Source organism: Bibersteinia trehalosi (assembly GCF_004346205.1).
Classification (GTDB): domain Bacteria; phylum Pseudomonadota; class Gammaproteobacteria; order Enterobacterales; family Pasteurellaceae; genus Bibersteinia; species Bibersteinia trehalosi.
In genome coordinates this window covers 218,992-241,551 of sequence record NZ_SMAM01000003.1, presented here as the reverse complement: position 1 = coordinate 241,551, position 22,560 = coordinate 218,992, and the positions used below count along the sequence as shown (strand labels likewise).

Sequence of the window (22,560 nt, the reverse complement as noted above, 5' to 3'; positions counted from 1 at the left end):
GCATTTGCAGTCACCACCGCTACGGTGTTGTTGCCGTTTACAAAGTTCACCACTTCGCCCGCAGTAATTTTCTCTACGTCTTCTCCGTTACCTGCAACTGTCCAGCTTACGTTGTTAATCGTGTTAACAATGTCGCCAATCGTCGCAATGTCCGTTGCGTTTGAGTTTGGATCTACCGCCGCTGTGCCGTTGGTATTGGTAATTGTAGTACCGTTACCCACTGTGATGGTGTTACCTGCATTGTTCGTGATTGATGTAATGTTGGTTAAATTACCTGCCACATCATAGCTTACGTTTATGTTGCCATCTGCATCTTGGGTCACGTTCGCCACAGTGTTTGTACCGTTGCTGTAGTTTACTACATTGCCTGGATTGATTACTGTCGTATTACCATTGCTTAATGTGGTTTGCCAGCCTGAGTTGTTAATCGCATCTGCTACTTGGTCTACGGTCGCTACTGAGCCGTTTGAGCTACTGAAGCTTACTGTTCCATTCGCATTGCTACTTAAATCACCCGCTTTCACATCAAAGCTGATGTTCATGCCTTCTACATTCGCCGTAATGGTGTCTGAGTCGTTGAAGCTCACTGTGCCATTACCTACAACAGTTGCATTCTCTTCGCTGTGGTTACCCGTTACTTTCCAGGTCACGCTTGCAATTGAGCTGTTCAATTGGTTCACGTTCACCGCATCTGTGCCGTTCACACCTTCTGCTACGTTGCTAATCGTTGCATTGTTTACGTTAACTGTGTTGTTGCCTAAGCTGATGGTTGTGCCATTGTTGTTGCTGATTGACGTAATGTTCGCTAAATCACCCTCAACATGGTAAGTCACATCCACGCCACCTGTGGTTTCATTTGCAGTGACCACCGCAACGGTGTTGTTGCCGTCTACAAAGTTCACCACTTCGCCCGCAGTAATTTTCTCTACGTCTTCTCCGTTACCTGCGACTGTCCAGCTTACGTTGTTAATCGTGTTAACAATATCACCAATAGTCGCAATGTCGGTCGCATTTGAGTTCGGGTCTACTGCCGCTGTGCCGCTTGTGTTCACAGTCGTTGTGCCGTTACCCACAGTAATCGTATTACCTGCGTTGTTGGTAATTGAGGTAATGTTGGTTAAATCACCCGCAACGTCATAGCTTACGTTGATGTTGCCATCTGCATCTTGGGTCACGTTCGCCACAGTGTTTGTACCATTCGTGTAGTTCACTACATCGCCTGGGTTCACTTGAGCTTGTGTACCATCGCTTAATGTCGTATTCCAACCACTGTTGTTAATCGCATCCGCTACTTGGTCTACTGTCGCCACTGAGCCGTTTGCTGCATCAAAGCTTACTGTACCGTTCGCATTGTTGCTTAACTCGCCAGTTTTAACGCTGTAAGTGATTGTGGTGGTATTTCCATCGTTGGCTACATTCACTAAAGTGTCTGTACCATTTGCAAATACAACGTTATCGCCTGCAGTTACGGTGTCTTTTAAGTTCGCTTCGTCATCAGTTTCTTGGAAGACATTCCAGCCAGCTTTATTGATGGTATCCACTAAAGTGGTTGCGTTAACATAGTTAGCCCCATCTGTTGGTGCATCAATTTTACCGTTGGTTGCGTTGGTTGCATTTGCGTTATTAACGTCATAGCTCACTTCAACCGCACCCGTGCTGGTATTTAATGCAACGTTAGCTGTTGTGCCATTGCCGTCCACATAGTTCACTACATCGCCTGGGTTCACTTGTGCTGAAGTACCATCGCTTAATGTGGTGTTCCAACCGCTGTTGTTAATCGCATCTGCGACATCGCCAACTGTTGCAAGATTTCCTGCAGTTTCATCCGCTTGTACTGTACCGTTTGCGTTGTTACTTAGGCTACCCGTTGAAACATTAGCTGATAAATCATAGGTATAAGTGGTTGTACCATCTGCATTAGTTGCTGAAGTTGCAGTAACAGTTACAGAATCATCCGTTGAAGTTACCACAGCGTTATCCGCATTCACAATGTAATTGGTTGAACCGTTTGCATTGGTGGTGCTGTTTACAGAAGTATGGTTACCCGCTTGAACAAAGGTTTTGGTTGCATTCAATTGGCTTAAATTCACCGCATCACTTGGGTTTGTACCATTTGCAAGGTTAGTGATTTTGGTATCGCCCATATCAATGCCCACATCTTCTTCAGAAAGATCTGGGTTGATAGTAATGCTGTTAAGTGAAATATCAGGGTTTAACGCATAAGTCACCGTACGATCGGTTGATTGGCTAATCACCAAGTTATTACCCGCTTTCAGAATAAGCTGATCGCCTGGGGTAACTAAAGTTTGGTAAGAATCACCCTCTTGCGTACCTGAACCACCTGCTAATTCCACTGTACCTGTAACAATTTGGAAACCTGAATTGTTGATCGCATTTTGAATTTGCGTTGCATTCATCAAGTTATTGTTACGTCCTGTTGGCACAGATACCGCACCATTTTGCCCAACGGTTAATGCTGTTGTTAACACATTAATTGCATAATCAACAGAACCATCTGAATTAGTTGAAGTGGTAACGTTAATTGGTGCATTCGCTTGAGCTGATGAGTTGTATGAACGACCATAACTTACCGTGGTAACCGTATCGTTATCGGTGTATGACAAGTCATAATTGGTTGTACCATTTGCATTCGTTGAAGTGGTGATAGTTACCGAATCATCGTTAGACGTTACGCTGGCTTGCGTATTGGTATCAATGGCGTTTACGGTATAAACCACAGAACCATTGGTTAAAGTTGAGGTGGTTACGCTACTGATATTCTCACCCGCAGCCACAATAGATTTCTTCGCAGCTTCTTCCGCTACTAAGTAAAGCTGAGAACCGTTAATCGCATCGGTTGAGTCTGCAGAGACATTACCCGCTGCCACGTTGATAATTTGACGCTCAGCACCTGCTTTACCCACAGATACCACACCATTCGCTTCAGCACCCACACCTGCAAACGAACCATAGGTTACGCCATTCACAGTTGCACTGGTTTCAGCGGTTGCTGCACGATCGGTTGAGTTCGCACCTAACACTACAGAATTATTTTGTGTGGTGGTTACCGTGCTACCTAATACAAAGGTATCATCATTTGCGATGGTATTATTGTTACCCACAGAGTAAGAACGGTTACCCGAAATTACAGTAGGGTCACCAAATGCACCAGAGTTATCACCCGTTACTTGGTTTGCATAACCGATTGCAATCGATTGATTACCGCTAGCTGTAGAATTCGTACCAATAGAGATAGAATCATCACCACTTGCCGTTGCATTATGACCAATAGCATTTGAATCATTACCTGAAGCTACTGCAACAGTACCAAATGCATTTGCATTTTTGCCAGCTCCACCGCTTACGCCAGCTTGTGCCATAAAACCAATGGCATTCGATATGTCACTAAAAGTAATCGCATTTGTACCAATAGCATTTGATGCCACACCTGCTGATTGAGCATGTGTACCTAAAGCAATAGAGGCATCACCAATAGCTGCTGTCGGCGCAAACCGAGTTGCACGTGCAGCTACTGCTGTGTCATAAACATTGCTATACCCTGTTGCACGGGTATAAGCATTATTTTGCGAAACTTGGTTTGTACCTGTCTTAGCTGCATACTCTGCCACTGCACTTCTTAATGCTGAGTGAGCTCGCATTGTATCATCGCCACCAAGCGCAATAGATGACTGACCAATCGCCCAGCTGTCTGCACTTAACGCAGAAGATTGTGCACCATAAGCAAATGCACGTGAACCAATTGCTGTACCTTGTGCTGCAGTTTCGCTATTTGCCACTAAAACGGTTGATTTTTTATCTGAGCTATAATCATTGCTCATAATCACACCAACCGCTGCACCGCCACCAATAGCTACCGCACCTTCGTTTACGTTGCTATTGATTAAGGTATTTTCACCCACGGCGGTATGCCCGATACCTCTAGGGTTATTCTGAGTAGATAACACCTTTGCGTTATAACCCACTGCGACACTACGGCGATCGGTTGCGACGGCATTTTCACCAGCGGCTAGAGCATAAAGCCCTGTTGCACCAGCAGAAACGCCCACGCCACCAAAGTTAGTTGCACTATCACCACCAGTATTTGAACCGTTGTTCACGTGGAAATAGTTTTGTGTTGCGTTAGCTAGGTTAGCAGCAACCCAGTAAAGTTGCGAACCGTTGATTGCGTCGGTTGAGTTTTCTGAAATATTACCTGCTGCCACGTTGATGATTTGGCGCTCAGCACCTTTTGCACCTACAGAAACTACACCGTTTGCCGCTGAACCTACCCCGGCAAAGCCAGAGTAAGTCAGGTTGTTAATCGTTGCTGTGCTTTCTGCAGTTGCTTCACGATCCGCTGAATTTGCACCAAGTACCACAGAATTATCTTGGCTGGTGGTTACTTCGTTGCCTAATACAAAGGTATTATTGTTTGCAACAGTGTTATCGTTACCTACTGCATAAGAACTATCACCTGAAATGGTATTTGGATCACCAAACGCACCAGAATTATTGCCAGTTACTTGGTTGCCATAGCCGATGGCGATAGACATATTGCCTGAAACGGTTGCATTTGTACCAATTACGGTTGAATTATCGCCTGTTACGGTATTGCCATAACCGATGATATTCGAATGGTTACTCGTTAGGTTATTGTATGCCCCCACGATATTTGAGTGATTACCCGTAATATTTGCATTGTAAATACCTAATACGTTGGTTTGTGCCCCAGAGATGTTATTGTACGAACCGATAGAAGCAGAGTGTTCACCCGTTTTTTGTACGTAAGTTAAACGACCAAATGCTAAAGATTCAGAACCTTGTGCAGTCGCCACACGGCCGATCGCTACCGAGCTACCCCCCGTTGCCACCGCAAAGCCACCGATCGCCACATCACGACCATGCATATTGTTTGAATTTGCTGCTGAATCAATGATGCCATCTTCCGCAAGTGTGTCTTGGGTACTGTAAGCTTTTGCATTTAAACCGATTGCGATACCCGCCTCACCCATGGCTTTAGCATTTGTACCAATAGCAATTTTTTGGTTATGACCTTTTGCTATGGTACTCGCCCCAGCACCAATAGCGACATCGCCTTGCGAAGTTGCGTTTGCACTTGGACCCATCGCAAGGCTTGAAAGACCGCCAGCAGTAGTATTATGACCAACCGCAATCGCATACCTAGAATTTTGACCAGTTACTTTAGAATGTTGACCAAAAATAGTTGCTGCTGGAGCCTCGGTAGTCAAATTTGAACCAACCAAAACATCAGTGGAATAACCTGTAATATTTACACCGTAAATTACAGAGCTACTTGAAGGTGAAGTAACGTTAACACCTTGAGAAATGTAGTGGAAACCTGATGCTGCCGAACCATCGTAAGTTAAAAGATAGTTTTCGGTGTCTTCTGTTACAGAAACCGCTGCTTGAACGCCACCAATCATCGTCGCCCCAGCTGTTGCAGCACTAACTGCCACTAAAACAGGCTTCGCTAACGATTTAGATTTCGTTTTGCCTTTAACACGTTGAAGTTCAGATACCGCCACCCACGTTTGACTGGCAGCATTCCAAATAACTTTGAATACTTTATTCATGATTTAAATATCCTTGTACTAAGTACTTTAATATCTTGTTGCCTTATTCATCTTATAAAAAAGAGGGCAATCAACAATTTGATTGCCCCAAAGGGTTATGAATAAGTCTTTAAAGTAATTATTGATTTAGCAAAAGAAAGATTACCCATCTAAAGCTAAATCTTACTTATCATAAAAAAAAAAAAAAAAACGCAACAAATTAACTGTAAAGATATGTAAATCTCATACAAAAAGCCAAAATATTTATATCTGTAAGCTTTTTTAGCTACAAATGATTTAGGCAAAAAATGATTGACAAAAAATCTATTTTCGCGCATGCTCTAAGCCGTTTTACTATCAAACACAAAAAATCTCTATGAACCGTTTTACAATGATGACCACCACGATGATTACTACCATTATGTGCCAACATAGTGCGGGTAAGCGTTGGCTGTAAAACGAAAGGAATAACTGAAAACCCGCTGATACAAGCGGGTTTTTTTGTATAAAAATTTGCAAAATCACAATTTACAGGAGCAACCTATGCGAGTACTCAAATTTGGCGGCACATCGCTTGCCAATGCCGAACGCTTTATGCAAGCAGCAAGCATCATCGAACAAGCCCATCTAAGCGACCAAGCAGCAGCTGTGCTTTCTGCCCCCGCCAAAATTACCAATCACTTAGTCGCCATTGTGGAAAAAGCCCAAAGCGGTGACGATTTCCAAGCCCATTTAGACGACGCAAATACCATTTTTAACAACATTATCAATGGGTTACATCAAGCCAATCCTCAATTTGACCGAGATGGTCTGCACACTTTTATTCAAACGGAACTTGCAGATATTCTCAAGATTGCAGAACAAGCCGCAACGGATAAATTCTGCCCAGATAATGTCAGTGCAACAGTGCATAGCCGTGGAGAAAAACTCTCGATTGCAATGATGCAGGCGTGGTTTGAAGCCAAAGGTTATCAAGTTACTCGTATTAATCCTGTTGAAAAATTATTAGCTCACGGCAGCTATTTAGAATCATCGGTGGATATTGAAGAATCTACCAAACGTGTTGATGCTGGCTCAATTCCAAAACAGAATGTAGTGTTAATGGCAGGCTTTACCGCAGGAAATGAGAATGGAGAATTAGTGCTTTTAGGACGTAACGGTTCTGACTACTCTGCCGCTTGTTTAGCTGCTTGCTTAAAAGCGGATATTTGCGAAATTTGGACCGATGTAGATGGTGTTTATACCTGCGATCCACGTCTGGTACCTGATGCGATCTGCTTAGAATCAATGAGCTATCAAGAGGCAATGGAACTTTCTTACTTCGGCGCAAAAGTGATCCATCCTCGCACCATCGGGCCTCTTGTGCCGCTTAACATTCCGTGCTTAATCAAAAACACTGGCAATCCAGACGGTAAAGGCACAATCATTGATGGTAATGTCGCGACTGATGGCTTAAAAGTGAAAGGCATTACTAACTTAGATAATGTCGTGATGTTTAACGTGTCAGGTTCTGGTATGCAAGGTATGGTGGGAATGGCAGCTCGTATTTTCTCCACCATGGCAAAAGCAAATGTGTCGGTCATTTTGATTACTCAATCATCATCTGAATACAGCATTAGTTTCTGTGTGCTCACTAAGCACGCAGAGAAAGCCCTTACTGCTCTGAATGCGGAATTTGCTCAAGAATTAAAAGAAAAAGCCCTTGATCCAATTGAGATGCAAAAAGATCTCTCTATCGTTTCTGTGGTGGGAGATGGTATGAGAACTTCTAAAGGGATTTCCGCTCGTTTCTTCTCGGCACTGGCTCAAGCCAATATCAGTATTACTGCCATTGCACAAGGCTCTTCCGAGCGTTCAATCTCTGCCGTTGTGCCACAAAATAAAGCAATCGAAGCCGTAAAATCGACCCACAAAATGCTATTCAACAACAAAAAAGTGGTGGATATGTTTTTAGTTGGTGTTGGCGGTGTTGGCGGCGAACTGATTGAGCAAGTAAAACAGCAAAAGGAATATCTTGCAAAGAAGGATATTGAAATCCGTGTCTGTGCTTTGGCAAATTCCAACAAAATGTTGCTCAATGAAAACGGTTTAAATCTGGATAACTGGCGTGAAGATTTAGCCAATGCTACCCAACCATCTGATTTTGATGTATTACTCTCTTTCATTAAATTGCATCATGTTGTAAACCCTGTATTTGTGGATTGTACCACCGCCCAATCAGTAGCCAACCTTTATGCACGTGCATTAAAAGAAGGTTTCCACGTGATCACCCCAAACAAAAAAGCCAATACAGGCAGCTATGAGTATTATCAGTTAATGCGTGAAAATGCTCGCCAAAGTAGCCATAAATTCCTGTATGAAACGAATGTTGGAGCAGGCTTACCTGTAATCGAAAACTTACAAAATCTGCTTGCTGCTGGCGATGAAGTGCAACGTTTTGAAGGGATTTTATCAGGTTCACTCTCCTATATTTTCGGTAAATTGGAAGAAGGCGCAACGCTTTCTGAAGCAACCTTAAACGCGAAAGAAAAAGGCTTCACCGAGCCCGATCCTCGTGATGATTTATCTGGGCAAGACGTCGCTCGCAAATTGTTAATTCTTGCACGTGAATGTGGTTTACGCTTGGAATTAAGTGATATTGAGGTAGAAGGCGTGTTGCCACAGGGCTTTAGCGAAGGCAAATCTACCACAGAATTTTTAGCCATGTTGCCGAGTTTAGATGCTGATTTTGCAGAAAAAGTGGCAAAAGCGACCGCTTGTGGAAAAGTGCTACGCTATGTTGGTTCAATTGATAACGGCAAATGCAAAGTAGCGATTAAAGAAGTCGATGGTGATGATCCGCTCTATAAAGTGAAAAATGGTGAAAATGCATTAGCATTCTACACTCGTTACTACAGCCCAATTCCACTCTTATTGCGTGGTTATGGTGCAGGTAATAAAGTGACCGCTGCAGGCATCTTTGCAGATATTTTACGCACATTACACGGAGGATCACACTAATGACAATGCTACGTATTTATGCTCCTGCCAGTAGTGCGAATTTAAGCGTTGGCTTTGATTCATTAGGCGTGGCAATCTCGCCAATTGACGGCTCACTGTTAGGAGATGTGGTACAAATTGAAGATTGCGACACCCCTTTTGAATTGGACAGTGTGGGGTATTTCGTCCGCAAATTACCTAAAGAGCCACAAAAAAATATCGTTTATCAAGCCTATGTGCTTTTTAGCGAACGCTTAAAATTGCGCGGAGGCGTGGTGAAAAATTTACGCTTAACGCTTGAAAAAAATATGCCGATTGGCTCGGGCTTAGGCTCAAGTGCGTGTTCGGTCGTGGCGGCGTTAGTTGCTCTAAATAAATTCCACGATGAACCCTTTTCTAAAATGGAATTGTTAGAAATGATGGGGGAACTCGAGGGGCGAATTTCAGGCTCGATCCACTACGATAACGTGGCTCCGTGCTATTTGGGTGGCTTGCAACTTATGACCCAGTCACTCGGCAATATCTGCCAGCCTTTGCCGTTCTTTGATGAGTGGTATTGGGTGCTTGCCTACCCCGGCATTGAAGTATCCACCGCCGAAGCCCGTGCGATTTTGCCGAAAAGCTACACTCGCCAAGAGATGATCCAGCAGGCGCGTTTTTTAGGTAGTTTTGTGCATGCTTGCCATACTCAGCAAGATATTCTGGCAGCAACAATGATGAAAGATTTGATCGCAGAACCTTATCGTGAGAATTTGCTACCAAACTTCTCTGAAGTGCGTCAAGGTTGTAAAGATCTGGGCGCATTAGCTGTGGGCATTTCAGGCTCCGGCCCAACCATGTTCGCCATTGCACCTGATTTGGAACACGCCCATAAATTAGTCGCGTTCTTAGAAAAAGAGTATCTGCAAAACAATGAAGGATTTATCCATATTTGTAAGGCGGATAATCAAGGCACGAGAGTAATTGGTTAATACAACGGAAGGAGCAAATCATTTGCTCCTTTTCTCTTAGCTAGATGGATAATTTATATAGAAGAGATTAATTGCCCATTATTGCGATGCCAATCAATTTCGGCAACGACCGCAGGATAAAAATGCACACTGGCTTGAAATTGCGTTAAGGCTTGTACTAATTCAAAGACAAGTGGTAAGTGGGAAACTATCAGTACATTTCTAGCACCTTCTTCACGCAAAAAGAACAAATAATCTAACACACTCTCTGTTATGCCATCAGGAGTAATACCATCCCATTGTTCTTCAATATTTGCAAAATTTTGAGAAAAATCAACCGCTTGCATTCCTTCGATTAAAGCCTCTTTAGTTTGCATTGCGCGGATATAAGGGCTAACTAATAATTTATCTAACGCAATATGCTGTTGTTTGAATTGCTCTCCAAGCTTTTTCCCCTGTGCTTTTGCCATTGCTAGCCCATCTGGCGTTAATGTTCGTAAGCTATCACTTGGCGCATTAAAGCCGGCTTCTGCATGTCGCATTATCCAAATTTTCATAGTTTCCCCTTAAAAATTAATGAAATTGCGCGTATAATGCCCAACGTTTTTACTTGACGCAAGAGCAAAAAAAGATTTCATTTTTTAATCATTACTTGGAGAACATTATCAATGTCTAAACTCAGAAGAACCAAAATCGTTTGTACTATGGGGCCTGCAACCGACCGTGGCGATATGCTTGAGCGTATTATCGCAGCTGGTGCGAATATGGTTCGTATGAATTTCTCTCACGGTGTACCAGAAGATCATATTGAACGTGCTGAAAAAGTTCGTCAAATTGCAAAACGTTTAGGCAAACATGTTGCAATTTTAGGCGATTTACAAGGTCCTAAAATCCGTGTTTCAACCTTTAAAGAAGGCAAAATTTTCTTAAGCATCGGCGATAAATTCACTTTAGATGCTGAATTACCACGTGGTGAAGGTCATCAAGAAGCGGTAGGTTTAGACTACAAAAACTTACCAAATGATGTAGTTCCTGGAGACATCTTATTATTAGATGATGGCAACGTACAATTACGCGTACTTTCTGTTGAAGGCGCGAAAGTTCATACGGAAGTCACCGTTGGCGGCCCACTTTCAAATAATAAAGGGATCAACAAATTAGGTGGTGGTTTATCTGCACCAGCGCTAACTGACAAAGATAAAGAAGACATCAAACTTGCTGCAAAAATTGGTGTAGATTATCTTGCCGTTTCCTTCCCTCAGTCTAGTGCAGATTTACATTATGCACGCCAGTTAGCACAAGAAGCTGGTTTAGATACTAAAATTGTCGCTAAAGTAGAACGTGCAGAAACAGTAGCTACCGAAGAAGCCATGAATGATATCATCTTAGGTGCAGATGTTATTATGGTTGCACGTGGAGACTTAGGTGTAGAAATTGGTGATGCCGCATTAGTTGGTGTTCAGAAAAAACTTATCCGTCGCTCACGTAAATTAAACCGCGTGGTTATTACGGCAACTCAGATGATGGAATCAATGACCAAAAAACCAATGCCAACCCGCGCAGAGGTGATGGACGTTGCAAACGCCGTATTAGATGGTACTGATGCAGTAATGCTTTCTGGTGAAACCGCAAATGGTGACTACCCAGAAGAAACTGTACGCGCAATGGCAAGTGTTTGCTTAGGTGCAGAAACCATGCCAAGTATTAATGTTTCTCGCCACCGCATGGAAGGCAAATTTGAGAGCATTGATGAGGCTACAGCAATGTCTGCCATGTACACTGCAAACCATTTAGAAGGTGTAACGGCAATTATCGCATTAACTCAGTCAGGTGAAACTGCCAAATTAATGAGCCGTATCAGCTCTGGCTTACCAATTTATGCACTTTCTCGTAACGAACAAGCTTTAAACCGTTCAGCACTATATCGTGGTGTAACACCAATTTTCTATAACGAAGACAGCCGCACAATTGATGGTGCGAAAAAAGCAATCAGCTTATTAAAAGAATTTGGTTACTTAAAAGCTGGCGATATCGTGTTACTTACTCACGGTGATGAATTACGCGAAGGTGGTACTAACACCTGCCGTATTTTAACAGTTGAATAATTAAATTTAACTCAATAAAATCCACGCAATCGCGTGGATTTTTTTATAACGGTTATGCTCAAACTACTTGCCGAACTCAAACAAGAGAATCTTATTTCTGAACTTAATTATCAATTTGCCAAATGGATTGATAGCAAACAACAAGCTTACGACTACTCCCCCACTCAGCAAAACTTAACGTTATTCCTAGCCGCATTACTTTCTTTTCATGTGATGCAAGGACATAGTTGCCTTCGCCTCGATTCAAGCATAATTGAAAACCCTTTTGGGCTAAAGAATTACCAATACAAGCGGGACTATTTCAACGAAATTTTGCAAAAAATTGAACGAATCCCAGCGCTTGAATGGCAATCTTACTTAGCTGAACATATCGCATTTAGCGATAATCCTGAGCATGTTGCCCCGATGCTGTTCCAGCATAATCGACTCTATTTCTACCGCTATTGGCAAGCAGAACACCGAATTGCTCGGAAAATGCAACAAACTGTGCAAACACATACTCCAGACAGCGCAGAGAACAGCTTAAATCAAGCGATTCTGGCTCAATTTTTTATTCACCAATCTGCAAAAATTGATTGGCAAAAAGTGGCCGTTGCCACAGCATTAGCCAAAAAATTCTGCTTAATTTCAGGTGGCCCTGGTACAGGAAAAACCTATACCGTAGCAATCTTGCTGGCGGCATTACAACTTAAACAGCTCAAATTAGGTCTAACACCACTTAATATTGCCCTCGCTGCGCCAACAGGCAAAGCAGCAGCACGTTTAAAAGAATCCATTACGCATAGTTTGCTGTCATTAGTTCAAATTCCAGATGAATTAAAACAACTTCTACCAAACAGTGCCAAAACACTGCATAGTTTATTAGGTATTCGACCAAACCGTGATTTACCACACTATAACGCGGATAACCCACTGCATGTTGATCTATTAGTGGTTGATGAAGCCTCTATGATCGATCTCTTCGTCATGGAAAAACTGTTTAACGCCTTAAAGCCCACAACTCGCCTGATCCTCTTAGGCGATAAAGATCAGCTTGCCTCTGTTGAAGCCGGCAATGCAATGAGCGAATTAGGCGAATTACTTCCCCTCGGCTATAGCAAACAGCATTGTGATTATCTGCAATGTGTAACAGGCTATGAGCTATTTTCCAGCAATAGCCAAGTACCCGCAGTATGCGACAGCCTATGTCACTTACGAGAAAGTCGTCGTTTTAGCGAATATTCTGGTATAGGCTATCTTGCCGCCCAAATTAATGCCAAACAAGCGGGCAATTCTTGGCAAAGTTTTGCAAATAGTGCTTTTAGCGATCTGCAACTCATTACCTATCCTGCTATGACAAACGCCCCAGAAAAGACACAATGGCAACAGCAGTGTGTAAAACTCGTGGTGCAACAGGCAGTGCAACTTTATCGTCCTTATCTTAGTTTAGTCAAACAACGTCAGCAATCACCAGCTAGCATTAGCGTGGCGCAAATTTTTGCAGCATTCTCACAAGTGCGCTTCTTATCTGCATTACGCGTTAGCGAACTGGGCGTTGAGAACTTAAATCAAGAGATAGCCGGAGCTCTGCGGCAATGCCATTTAATCGAATTTAACCAAAGCCGTGAAAGCTATATTGGTAAACCGATTTTGATCACGGAAAATGCGGCTCAACTACATATTTTTAGCGGCGATATCGGCTTAATGTTACCAGATGAGCAAGGCAAACTGCGCATCTATTTCGATAGCAATGAAAATGGGCAATATCTTAATATTTCCCCAAGTCGAGTGCCTAATTATGAACCGGCTTATGTGATGACTGTCCATAAATCTCAAGGTTCTGAATTTGCACATACATTAATGGTGATGCCTCACAGTCACTCCCCTGTATTGAGCAAAGAGCTGCTTTATACCGCAGTCACTCGTGCAAAAGAAAAATTTACGCTGTTTGCGAGTGAGCGCATTTGGAAAAATGCAGTAAGAACGGATATTCAACGCCAAAGTGGGCTACGCGAACAAATTCTCGCAAACTAGTTTTTCATTTTATTACCTCTTTCCTCGGTTAAAACACAGAAAAATGATATTTCTCACAGTTTTTTCCGTAAAAAAGGCATAGAATAATTTCTTTTTGTGAAATAAGGTCTGTTATGAGTAAAGAACACAGTTTCGGGCAGTTGCTCAAACAAAATTTTTCATCTGGATTAGTCGTTTTTTTAGTTGCTTTGCCTCTTTGCTTAGGGATTTCACTCGCATCTGGCGCCCCTCCACTGGCTGGAGTGCTCTCTGGCATCGTTGGCGGAATAGTTATCGGAGCATTAAGCACCTCACATATTAGTGTTTCAGGCCCCGCAGCAGGCTTAGTTGCCATTGTGCTCGCGGCGATCACCGAGCTAGGTGCATTTGAACTCTTCTTATGTGCAGGCTTAGTTGCAGGAGGATTGCAATTATTATTGGGCTTGATTCGTGCCGGTAGTATTACCAACTATATCCCAATTTCAGTGATTGAAGGCATGCTAGCAGGTATTGGCGTGCTGATTATTCTATCGCAATTACCTTACGCATTTGGTACTAAAGGCTCTCTTTGGCAAATTATCCAGAGCGGACAGATTCACTTTGGCGCATTAATTATTGCATTAGTCTCCATTGCAATTATTATTGCTTGGGAGAAAAACCCTCTATTGAACAAGTTGAAGCTTCTGCCATCAGCACTAATTGCCGTTTTTGCTGGTATCCTGTTAAATGATCTCTTTATTTATTTTGATAGTGGATTAGCTGTTCCAACTTCTCAGCTCGTACAACTTCCAGTCCCGCACTCTTTAGAAGAAGCGGAAAGCCTAATCCGTTTCCCAGATTTCACCGGCTTATTAAATCCCTATGTTTGGCTAACCGGTGCAACAATTGCCGTCGTAGCATCTATTGAAACCTTACTTTCCATCGAAGCTGCCGATCGCTTAGACCAACGTCGTAGAATTACAGATACTAACCACGAATTACGTTCGCAAGGTGTCGGAAATATCGTAGCCTCATTGATTGGAGGATTACCGATGACTTCAGTGATCGTTCGCTCATCTGCCAATGCCAATGCCGGCGCAACACACAAATTATCAGCGGTGATTCATGGGCTATTACTGCTGATCTGCATTATTGCTATTCCAAATCTACTTAATCAAATCCCACTAGCAACCCTTGCAGCTGTGTTAATTTTAATTGGCTATAAACTGACCCGTCCTGCAACATATCGCCATTTTTGGCGCAAAGGGATTTACCAATTTATCCCTTTCCTTGCCACAATGATTGCTGTGGTGTTTTTAGATCTTCTTAAAGGGGTCGGAATTGGTTTAGTTATTAGCATAATCTTCCTGCTTTATGGCAATATGAAACGCGCTTACTACCTCAGCCGCGAGCAGCTTGCTGAAGCACACAGTATCGTTTTAACTCTGTCTGAAGAAGTCTCCTTCTTAAACAAAGCTGCGATTAAGAAAACATTGAAAAACATTCGCCCAGACTCGACTATCACGATAGATGCCGAGCGTAGTGTTTATATTGCCAGTGATGTGCTGGAGTTAATTGACGATTTTGCCAATTTTTATGCAAAAGAGAATAACATTACCGTTAAACTGCGTGGTTTTAAACATGATTACGAAAACCAGGAGGGGATGGAAAATACCAATATCCATGTAGAGCACCATGGGCAAATTTAGCCAAAAAAATTTCTTCCCCAAATGGGGAAGAAATCTCTTACTCTTTTCTGAAATGACGCTGGCTTTTACTCTCTTCTCGGCTCTCTAATAAGCGGTGGTAATTTTCAAAACGCACAGCATCAATTTTGCCTTGTTCTACCGCAGCCCTTAATGCACATTCTGGATCATCTTTATGTTTACAATCACGAAATTTACAAGTCCCAAGTACACTTTGGAATTCTCGATAACCTTGGGTGATCTGTTCTGGTTCTAAATGCCACAAGCCAAATTCTCGAATTCCAGGAGAATCAATTAAATTCCCGCCTTGTTCTAAATGGTATAAACGAGAAGCGGTTGTGGTATGTTGCCCTAGGCCTGAAACATCGCTGATAGATCCTGTTAATGCATTTACTTCCGGTAGTAATTGATTAATTAAACTGGATTTACCCACCCCTGATTGTCCAACAAAAATAGATGTTCCTTTAGCAAGATAACGGTGCAAAGCCGGCATATTTTCACCGGTATCTGCAGAAAGGCAGAGTGTCTCGTAGCCAATTTTTTCATAAATTGCCAGCTGTTTTTGTACTTCTACCCGCTCCTGTTCACTCAATAGATCAATTTTATTTAGCACAATTAGAGCTGGAATTTGCGCATTTTCACAAATCACTAAATAGCGATCGATTATATTAAGTGATAATGTAGGAAGCACCGCCGAGACAATAATAATTTGATCAATATTTGATGCCATCACTTTGATGCCATCGTAATAATCTGGGCGGGTTAGCTCATTTTTGCGAGGAAAAACCGCCTCAATAACTCCGCTAATCCCTTGCAATTGCTCATTACCTAAGCGCCAAGAAACCACATCGCCAACAACAACATTTTTCAATGTCCGTCGTAAGTTACAACGAAAGATTTCACCATTTTCGGTTTCGACATCAGCGTGTTTTGCATGGCGGGTAACAATCACCCCCTGCCGAATTTCACCAAGCATTTCATCTTGCCATTCGAATTCAGCTTTATGTATTTTACGTTGATGGTTAGACTGAATGCGGCGTTGTTGATTTTGGGTTAAACGACGTTTGCTCAAAATTAGATTCTCTTTAGAAATAATTTATAAATAAAAATAGCGTAAGCATAAAGCAAGCGGTGCGATCTTGCAAAAATTTTACAAAATCGTACCGCTTGCCACTTATGCCTTAAAATAGTACGGCATCATTTTTCTTTTTTCTTGGGAAAAATAAATGAGGCTATCACGCCTAAAGCTAACACACCTAATACTATCTGTAGGCTTGCATTAGGCGAAAGATGAATTCCTGTATCTCCCATTGTGTGGTTCCACGATTGTAGCCCCATTTTCAAACCGATAAAAAATAACAATGCAATGACAGCTTTCTCAAGATGCACTAAATATTTAGTTAGGGCGGCAAGAATAAAATATAAGCTACGCAATCCTAAAATCGCAAAAATCATTGCCGCATAAACTAATAATGGCTCTTGTGTTACAGCGATAACCGCGGGAACAGAGTCAAAGGCAAAAGCCACATCAGAGGTTTCAATCGCAATTAAGCAAAGCAACGCAGGCGTGATGTAAGTTAAGCCTTTTCGGGTTACTCTCTGTTTCTGTTCAGCATTCAATTGATTATCTTTCACTAAAAAACGATCAGCAAATAATTGAGTATAGACAGGAAATGCCTTGCTCGCCCAGCGCACACTCCAATGATTAGCATAATCCTCAATTTCTTCGCTTTTATCGCTATTGCTCTCTTTCCACATTTTTACTCCACTCCAGAGTACAAAAAGTGCGAATAAAAAACCTACCCAAGGTGTCAGTAAAAATAGCCCATTACCGATAACAACAAAAATACCGCGGAAAAGTAGTGCCCCCAAAATCCCCCAGTAAAGAATACGGTGTTGCAATTTACCAACAATACCGAATGAGGCAAAAATTGCCATAAAGACCATCAAATTATCAATAGATAAGCTTTTTTCCAGTACATAGCCCGCTAAATAAAGATCAGCAAATGCTTTATCAAAGCGCACCCAAATATAGGCATAAAATGCAAGCGCAAGTCCAATCCAAAATAGCGACCATAATGTCGCATCTTTAACATTTATCTCCTTTGCATTGCGATGAGCAAAAAGATCTAAATAAATCGAAAGGGCAATGACGGAGAAGAAAATAATGATCGTTTCCAGCGGAAAACCAAAGTGGTGCATAGCACATCCTTATAAATAAAAAAATTCGGCTGATTTTACCGAAAAATAAACGGATTAGCAGCTGATCCACTAATCCGTTTGTTGAAATTATGTAAAAAAATTAATTTTTGCTCGCGATCTTATAATCAAGTGCTATTTTTCCTGCTCCCGTAAAAATGAGAACTAAGAAAAAGAGTGAATAAAGCGCAGCTAATTCTCCCTTATTTAGCATTGGTTGGAACAATGTTTCAGCACTAGCGTGAAACATAAAATAGGCAACTGCCATTTGGCCAGAGAGTATAAAAGCTGTTAGGCGGGTAAATAAGCCTAAAATAATAAAAATCCCCCCAACTAATTCTAACACTGCTGCCGCACCATAAATTGAAAAGAATGCAACAGCGCCATTGCCGCCTGTCATTGAAACGGGAAATTCAAAGAATTTTGCTGTGCCATGTAATAAAAACATATAACCAGCAATAACACGAGCAATCAGTAATGCATATGGACGTAAATTTTCAATTAATTGATTCATTTTGCTTTCCTTAAAATATGAATGAAATTTAAAGCGTGCATTATACGTATTGTGCATTAGTTGATAAGAGTAAGATTTCTAAATACACTATTAAGTATCACTAAATAATAGGAAACATTATGCATGATTACAAAGCCATGACGGTATTTGTGAAAGTAGTGGAACATGGCTCAATGCAAGCGGCAGCAGAGAAATTACAAATGACCGCCTCTGCCATTAGTCAAACCATCCAGAAACTTGAGCAACAATTAAATATCAAGCTACTCACTCGCACAACGCGTAAACTTTCACTCACCGAAGCAGGAGAAGCATTTTATGAACATGCTGCGCAAATTGAAAAAAATGCCGATAATGCTCTCAAAAGCCTTGAGCAGCTTCGTTCATCGCCATCAGGACAATTGAATATTGCTTGTGTCACAGGGCTCACCGATAGTTTATTCGTTAATGTTTTCAAATCGGTTCTTGATCGCTACTCTGATTTTAGACTCAATTTACTGTTTGAAGATAAATTGATCGATTTAGAAAAACAGCGGATCGATATTGCTATCCGAGCTGGAGAAGGGGTTCTGAGTGATAATATGATTGCACGACATATCACTGACTTTGAATGGCATACCGTGGCAAGCCCAGCATTCTTTACTGATAAGGCTGTGCCAACAACATTGGAAGAATTACAATCGCTGGATTGGATCAGTTTTTCTAATCCCAAATTTCAACAATTTACGCTGAAAAAAGGCAAACAACAAAAAAGCATTCAGCCAGCTTATCGGATACATTGTAATACGCTTTATGCTAGTCGCTGCTTAACGACAAGTGGCTTGGGTATATCATTACAACCCAATGTGGATGTACAAAAAATGCTGGGAACAGGCGAATTAATTCGTCTATTCCCAGATTGGCAACTTCCTGCAATTCCACTCTATTTAGTGACATTACAACGAATACAATCAGAAAAAGTACGTATAGCTTGTGAACTCATCATGGATTATTTTAATGCAAAATTGCCTTAAGCCGGCTATACAGTAGTGCAAGCACAAAGCAGATTGCTTGTAGCACCACAATCATTGCCCCAGTTGCAACGTTCCAGTGGAAACTCAGCAAAATGCCTAAATAAGCGCTTAACACCGCAGAACAAACGGCCGTCAGAAGCATTTTATCAAAGCGCTTATTGAGAACAAATCCTGTCATCCCTGGGGTAATTAACATCGCGACCACAAGAATAACACCAACAACTTGCATCGCACTCACGATCATTGCGGTCAGTAGTACTAACAAACCATAATGCAATAGCTGACTATTTAACCCTGCAACCCTTGCATGACTTGGGTCAAAGCAGTAAAGCAAAAAGTCACGGCGCTTAACCAAAATAATCAGCAAGACAAGAGTGGCAATACCTAAACTTAGCCAAAAGTCGTGGTCATGAATACCAAGAATATCCCCAAATAAAATATGCAATAGGTGCTGGTTCGTATCCAATTTTGCAAACATCACTAAACCAAAGGCAAACATACCCGAAAACACAATGCCCATGACGGTATCCTGCTTAATGCGGCTATGCTGTTTTAAGTAACCAATTGCTACCGCACTAAAAATACCAGCAGAAAAAGCACCTAAAGCAAGTGGCAAAGATAACAAATGCGCAATAACAATCCCAGGAAGCACAGCATGTGAAATTGCATCACCCATTAATGCCCAGCCTTTTAAGACTAAATAGCAAGAAAGCACAGCGCACACCGAGCTTACCAAAATCCCAATAATGAGTGCTCGTTGCATAAAAGGGAAAACAAAAGGCTCGCTCAACCATTCAACCATAAGCTTTCTCTCCTGTTTTTTCGGCTTTACAAGCGCTCACATTTGGCTGTTTTTTTGCAAAACGGCGCGGAATGAAACCATATTTAGGCGCAAACAGAAAAGCTAATAGAAAAATGCCAGTTTGTATCGATACAATAAATCCACCTGTTGTACCATCTGCAAAGTAGCTTAAATAAGCCCCCATCGCACTTGTTACACTTCCAATGATAATTGCAATAAGCACTAAATAGCCAAAACGATCTGTCAGCAAGTATGCGGTTGCACCAGGGGTCACCACCATTGCAATCACCAAAATTGCACCGACACTTTGCAGTGCACTTACAACGCATGCACTTAACAAGCTAAAAAATAAAATTTTATAACGTAAGGGCGATAATCCAACCGCTCGCGCTTGTGTTTCATCAAAAAATACCAGCAAGAGATCTTTCCAAAACAGCACAAGTAATAACGTTGAAATTCCCAAAATCCAATAGAGTTGCACAATATCTTCATCTGCTATACCAAGGATATTCCCCAGAACAATAGATTGCACATTAACACTGGTTGGATTGATCGAGACAATCAGTAATCCAATTGCAAAAAAAGTACTGAAAATAAAGCCGATTACTGCATCCTCACGTAATTTGCTCAATGATTTCACCGCTAAAATAGCTAACGTGGCAAGAAAACCAGAAAAAAATGCGCCGAGCGCATAAGGCAGAGAAAATGCATAAGCAATTGCAACCCCTGGAACTACCGCATGAGATAACGCATCACCAATTAATGACCAGCCTTTTAACATTAAGTATGCCGACATAAAAGCACATACTCCGCCAATCAGCCCACTCACCCAAATGGCTTTAAACATATAGTCGTAGCTGAAAGGCTCAAGTAATACCTCAAGCATAAGACGGCTCCTTACTACTTAGCGCAACTGTATAGCGATACCCCCCAAAAACTTGTTCTAGCTTTTCTGGCGTAAATGTCTGCGCAATATCACCATAAAACAGCACAGTACGATTAATCATGACGGTTTGATCACAAAAGGCGGGAACAGTATTTAAATTATGAGTGGAAACTAAAATGAGATGCCCTTCAGCGCGTAGCTGTTTAAGCAATTGCATAATGGTATTTTCGGTCTCGACATCCACCCCAGTGAAGGGTTCATCAAGCAGAATAATCTGACTCTGTTGTGCTAATGCTCTAGCTAAGAAAACACGTTTTTTCTGACCACCAGACAATTCCCCAATTTGCCGTTCAGCAAGATGAGCAATACCGACTCTCTCCATAGCTTGTTGTACTTTCTGTTTATCCGTTTTACTGGGAATACGCAAAAAGTTCATATAGCCATAACGCCCCATCATCACAACATCATAAACCGATACAGGAAACTGCCAATCAACTTCTTCACTTTGTGGGACGTAAGCGACTAAATTACGTTTTAATGCTTGATTGATGGGTAACCCACAAAGTTCGATCTTACCTTGGGAAAGAGGAGTTAACCCCATAATACTTTTAAATAGTGTAGATTTCCCACTACCATTTACGCCCAAAAGGGCACAAATTGTGCCCCCTTGAAGCTGAAAAGTAACATCATAAATTGCGGTATGCCCGTTATTATAACGTACTGTCGCATTTTCCACTTTCAGCGAATTTTTCATTACTGCTTAAACCCTTCAACAATGGTTGAAACAGTCACTTTAAGCAGATCAATATAAGTTGGTACTTCACCATCTGCAGTTGAAAGTGAATCAACATATAAAACGCCACCATAGACTGCACCTGTTTCTTTCGCTACCTGTTTTGCAGGTTTATCAGAAACCGTACTTTCACTAAATACCACTGGAATTTTATGCTGTCGAACTTGATCAATCACTTTGCGAATTTGTTGCGGAGAACCTTGCTCATCAGCATTAATTGCCCAGAGATAAAGTTCTTTGAAGCCATAGTCAGCAGCTAAATAGCTAAATGCACCTTCACTGGTTACTAACCAACGGCGCGCCTCAGGTACTGCATTGAGCTTCGCGCGTAATGGTTCGTCTAACGCCATAATTTTTTCTGCATATGCTTTCGCATTACGGTTATAAGTTTCTGCATTGGCAGGATCATGCTCGACAAATGCCTTACGAATATTTTCGATATAAACTAAAGCATTCTTTGGCGACATCCAAGCATGTGGGTTTGGGTTATCTTTATAAGGGCCTTCTGCGATAGCAATTGGCTGAATGCCTTCAGTCACCAATACCGATGGCTTACCCTTCACTTGGCTGAAAAAGCGCTCAAACCAACTCTCTAAGCCCATGCCATTCCAAAGCACTAAATCTGCGGATTGGGCTTTTACAATATCTTGGGGTGTTGGCTGGTATTCGTGAATTTCAGCACCAGGTTTAGTAATAGATTCCACAACCGCAGCATCACCCGCCACATTTTGTGCAATGTCTTGGATTACAGTAAAGGTTGTTACCGCTTTAAACTGCTTTGCCGCAAGTGGATTGGCTAGCAATAATGCTGAGCTCAGTAGTACGAGTAACTTCTTCATGTCTTTCTCCTTATTCAAAGTATGGTTATTCTCGTGCTAGAGATTATAAGGAGAAATGCAGAGAAGATCAACAGATGATATTCATTCTCAATTATGTTGTTAAAGATGATAATCAACAACCTCATCGTAAATGAGAATAGTTATCTAAATACCAGATATTCACTCAAATTCACGCTCAATAGCGACAAATTTTGCCACCGCGAAGCAAATGCACACCACCTCATTATTCCAAT

General features: G+C 41.8%; 15 protein-coding genes. 6 read left to right on the top strand and 9 right to left on the bottom strand.

The annotated features are described in order from the left end of the window. The coding region (locus tag EDC51_RS04710) for an ESPR-type extended signal peptide-containing protein (RefSeq protein WP_282957650.1) at positions 1-5,594 on the bottom strand (5,594 nt) is incomplete at its 3' end. Between the two features lie 522 nt (positions 5,595-6,116). Between EDC51_RS04710 and thrA the strand changes: the two genes are divergently transcribed. After that, positions 6,117-8,573 (top strand): bifunctional aspartate kinase/homoserine dehydrogenase I, encoded by a 2,457-nt coding sequence (gene thrA, locus EDC51_RS04705; RefSeq protein ID WP_131928305.1) that lies wholly within the window; start codon positions 6,117-6,119, stop codon positions 8,571-8,573. Continuing rightward, positions 8,573-9,523, top strand: a complete 951-nt coding sequence (thrB, locus tag EDC51_RS04700; RefSeq protein WP_025289591.1) for a homoserine kinase — start codon at positions 8,573-8,575, stop codon at positions 9,521-9,523. Before thrA ends, thrB begins: the two co-directional genes overlap by 1 nt. A 53-nt stretch (positions 9,524-9,576) precedes the next feature. Here the strand turns inward: thrB and sixA are convergent, their stop codons facing one another. Then, positions 9,577-10,059, bottom strand: a complete 483-nt coding sequence (sixA, locus tag EDC51_RS04695) for a phosphohistidine phosphatase SixA (protein WP_131928304.1) — start codon at positions 10,057-10,059, stop codon at positions 9,577-9,579. Positions 10,060-10,170: 111 nt separating this feature from the next. On the opposite strand from sixA, the gene pyk reads away from it, so the two are divergent. The 3 genes from pyk (at position 10,171) to EDC51_RS04680 (ending at position 15,287) form a co-directional block, all read left to right on the top strand. After that, the gene (gene pyk, locus EDC51_RS04690) at positions 10,171-11,607 is read left to right on the top strand and encodes a pyruvate kinase (RefSeq protein WP_025289592.1); all 1,437 of its coding nucleotides are present in this window, start codon (positions 10,171-10,173) and stop codon (positions 11,605-11,607) included. 54 nt (positions 11,608-11,661) lie between these two features. Further along, positions 11,662-13,620 carry an exodeoxyribonuclease V subunit alpha gene (gene recD, locus EDC51_RS04685; RefSeq protein ID WP_131928303.1) on the top strand — a complete coding sequence of 653 codons (1,959 nt, stop codon included), beginning with the start codon at positions 11,662-11,664 and terminating at the stop codon, positions 13,618-13,620. Between the two features lie 113 nt (positions 13,621-13,733). Continuing rightward, positions 13,734-15,287: a SulP family inorganic anion transporter gene (locus tag EDC51_RS04680; protein ID WP_025289594.1), complete on the top strand. Its 1,554-nt coding sequence runs from the start codon at positions 13,734-13,736 to the stop codon at positions 15,285-15,287. A 37-nt stretch (positions 15,288-15,324) separates the two neighbouring features. On the opposite strand, the gene rsgA is transcribed toward EDC51_RS04680, so the two are convergent. The 3 genes from rsgA to EDC51_RS04665 form a co-directional block, all read right to left on the bottom strand. Continuing rightward, positions 15,325-16,356 (bottom strand): small ribosomal subunit biogenesis GTPase RsgA, encoded by a 1,032-nt coding sequence (gene rsgA, locus EDC51_RS04675; RefSeq protein ID WP_131928302.1) that lies wholly within the window; start codon positions 16,354-16,356, stop codon positions 15,325-15,327. A gap of 125 nt (positions 16,357-16,481) precedes the next feature. Next, the gene (locus EDC51_RS04670; protein WP_015432941.1) at positions 16,482-17,486 is read right to left on the bottom strand and encodes a TerC/Alx family metal homeostasis membrane protein; all 1,005 of its coding nucleotides are present in this window, start codon (positions 17,484-17,486) and stop codon (positions 16,482-16,484) included. Positions 17,487-17,586: 100 nt separating this feature from the next. Next, complete coding sequence (locus EDC51_RS04665; RefSeq protein WP_131928301.1) at positions 17,587-17,997, bottom strand: DoxX family protein; 411 nt, start codon at positions 17,995-17,997, stop codon at positions 17,587-17,589. A 119-nt stretch (positions 17,998-18,116) separates the two neighbouring features. Between EDC51_RS04665 and EDC51_RS04660 the strand changes: the two genes are divergently transcribed. Next, complete coding sequence (locus EDC51_RS04660; protein WP_131928300.1) at positions 18,117-19,007, top strand: LysR family transcriptional regulator; 891 nt, start codon at positions 18,117-18,119, stop codon at positions 19,005-19,007. On the opposite strand, the gene EDC51_RS04655 is transcribed toward EDC51_RS04660, so the two are convergent. The 4 genes from EDC51_RS04655 to EDC51_RS04640 are packed head-to-tail and all read right to left on the bottom strand — an operon-like array spanning position 18,988 to position 22,327. Further along, positions 18,988-19,809, bottom strand: coding sequence for a metal ABC transporter permease (locus tag EDC51_RS04655; RefSeq protein WP_015432944.1), 822 nt, complete (start codon positions 19,807-19,809; stop codon positions 18,988-18,990). The two genes, EDC51_RS04660 and EDC51_RS04655, sit on opposite strands and share 20 nt — an antisense overlap. Next, entirely contained in the window at positions 19,802-20,695 is an 894-nt protein-coding gene (locus tag EDC51_RS04650) for a metal ABC transporter permease (protein ID WP_015432945.1), read from the bottom strand. The genes EDC51_RS04655 and EDC51_RS04650 overlap by 8 nt, the downstream gene beginning before the upstream one ends. After that, complete coding sequence (locus EDC51_RS04645) at positions 20,688-21,449, bottom strand: metal ABC transporter ATP-binding protein (protein WP_125134601.1); 762 nt, start codon at positions 21,447-21,449, stop codon at positions 20,688-20,690. The genes EDC51_RS04650 and EDC51_RS04645 overlap by 8 nt, the downstream gene beginning before the upstream one ends. Next, positions 21,449-22,327 (bottom strand): metal ABC transporter substrate-binding protein, encoded by an 879-nt coding sequence (locus EDC51_RS04640; protein WP_015432947.1) that lies wholly within the window; start codon positions 22,325-22,327, stop codon positions 21,449-21,451. The genes EDC51_RS04645 and EDC51_RS04640 overlap by 1 nt, the downstream gene beginning before the upstream one ends. Between the last annotated feature and the right edge of the window lie 233 nt (positions 22,328-22,560).

Coding starts and splice junctions, on each gene's coding strand:
- thrA (WP_131928305.1), top strand. CDS start 6,117: ATGCGAGTACTCAAATTTGGCGGCACATCGCTTGCCAATGCCGAACGC.
- EDC51_RS04645 (WP_125134601.1), bottom strand. CDS start 21,449: ATGAAAAATTCGCTGAAAGTGGAAAATGCGACAGTACGTTATAATAAC.
- EDC51_RS04660 (WP_131928300.1), top strand. CDS start 18,117: ATGCATGATTACAAAGCCATGACGGTATTTGTGAAAGTAGTGGAACAT.
- EDC51_RS04655 (WP_015432944.1), bottom strand. CDS start 19,809: ATGGTTGAATGGTTGAGCGAGCCTTTTGTTTTCCCTTTTATGCAACGA.
- EDC51_RS04670 (WP_015432941.1), bottom strand. CDS start 17,486: ATGCACCACTTTGGTTTTCCGCTGGAAACGATCATTATTTTCTTCTCC.
- EDC51_RS04650 (WP_015432945.1), bottom strand. CDS start 20,695: ATGCTTGAGGTATTACTTGAGCCTTTCAGCTACGACTATATGTTTAAA.
- thrB (WP_025289591.1), top strand. CDS start 8,573: ATGACAATGCTACGTATTTATGCTCCTGCCAGTAGTGCGAATTTAAGC.
- recD (WP_131928303.1), top strand. CDS start 11,662: ATGCTCAAACTACTTGCCGAACTCAAACAAGAGAATCTTATTTCTGAA.
- pyk (WP_025289592.1), top strand. CDS start 10,171: ATGTCTAAACTCAGAAGAACCAAAATCGTTTGTACTATGGGGCCTGCA.
- EDC51_RS04680 (WP_025289594.1), top strand. CDS start 13,734: ATGAGTAAAGAACACAGTTTCGGGCAGTTGCTCAAACAAAATTTTTCA.
- EDC51_RS04640 (WP_015432947.1), bottom strand. CDS start 22,327: ATGAAGAAGTTACTCGTACTACTGAGCTCAGCATTATTGCTAGCCAAT.
- sixA (WP_131928304.1), bottom strand. CDS start 10,059: ATGAAAATTTGGATAATGCGACATGCAGAAGCCGGCTTTAATGCGCCA.
- EDC51_RS04665 (WP_131928301.1), bottom strand. CDS start 17,997: ATGAATCAATTAATTGAAAATTTACGTCCATATGCATTACTGATTGCT.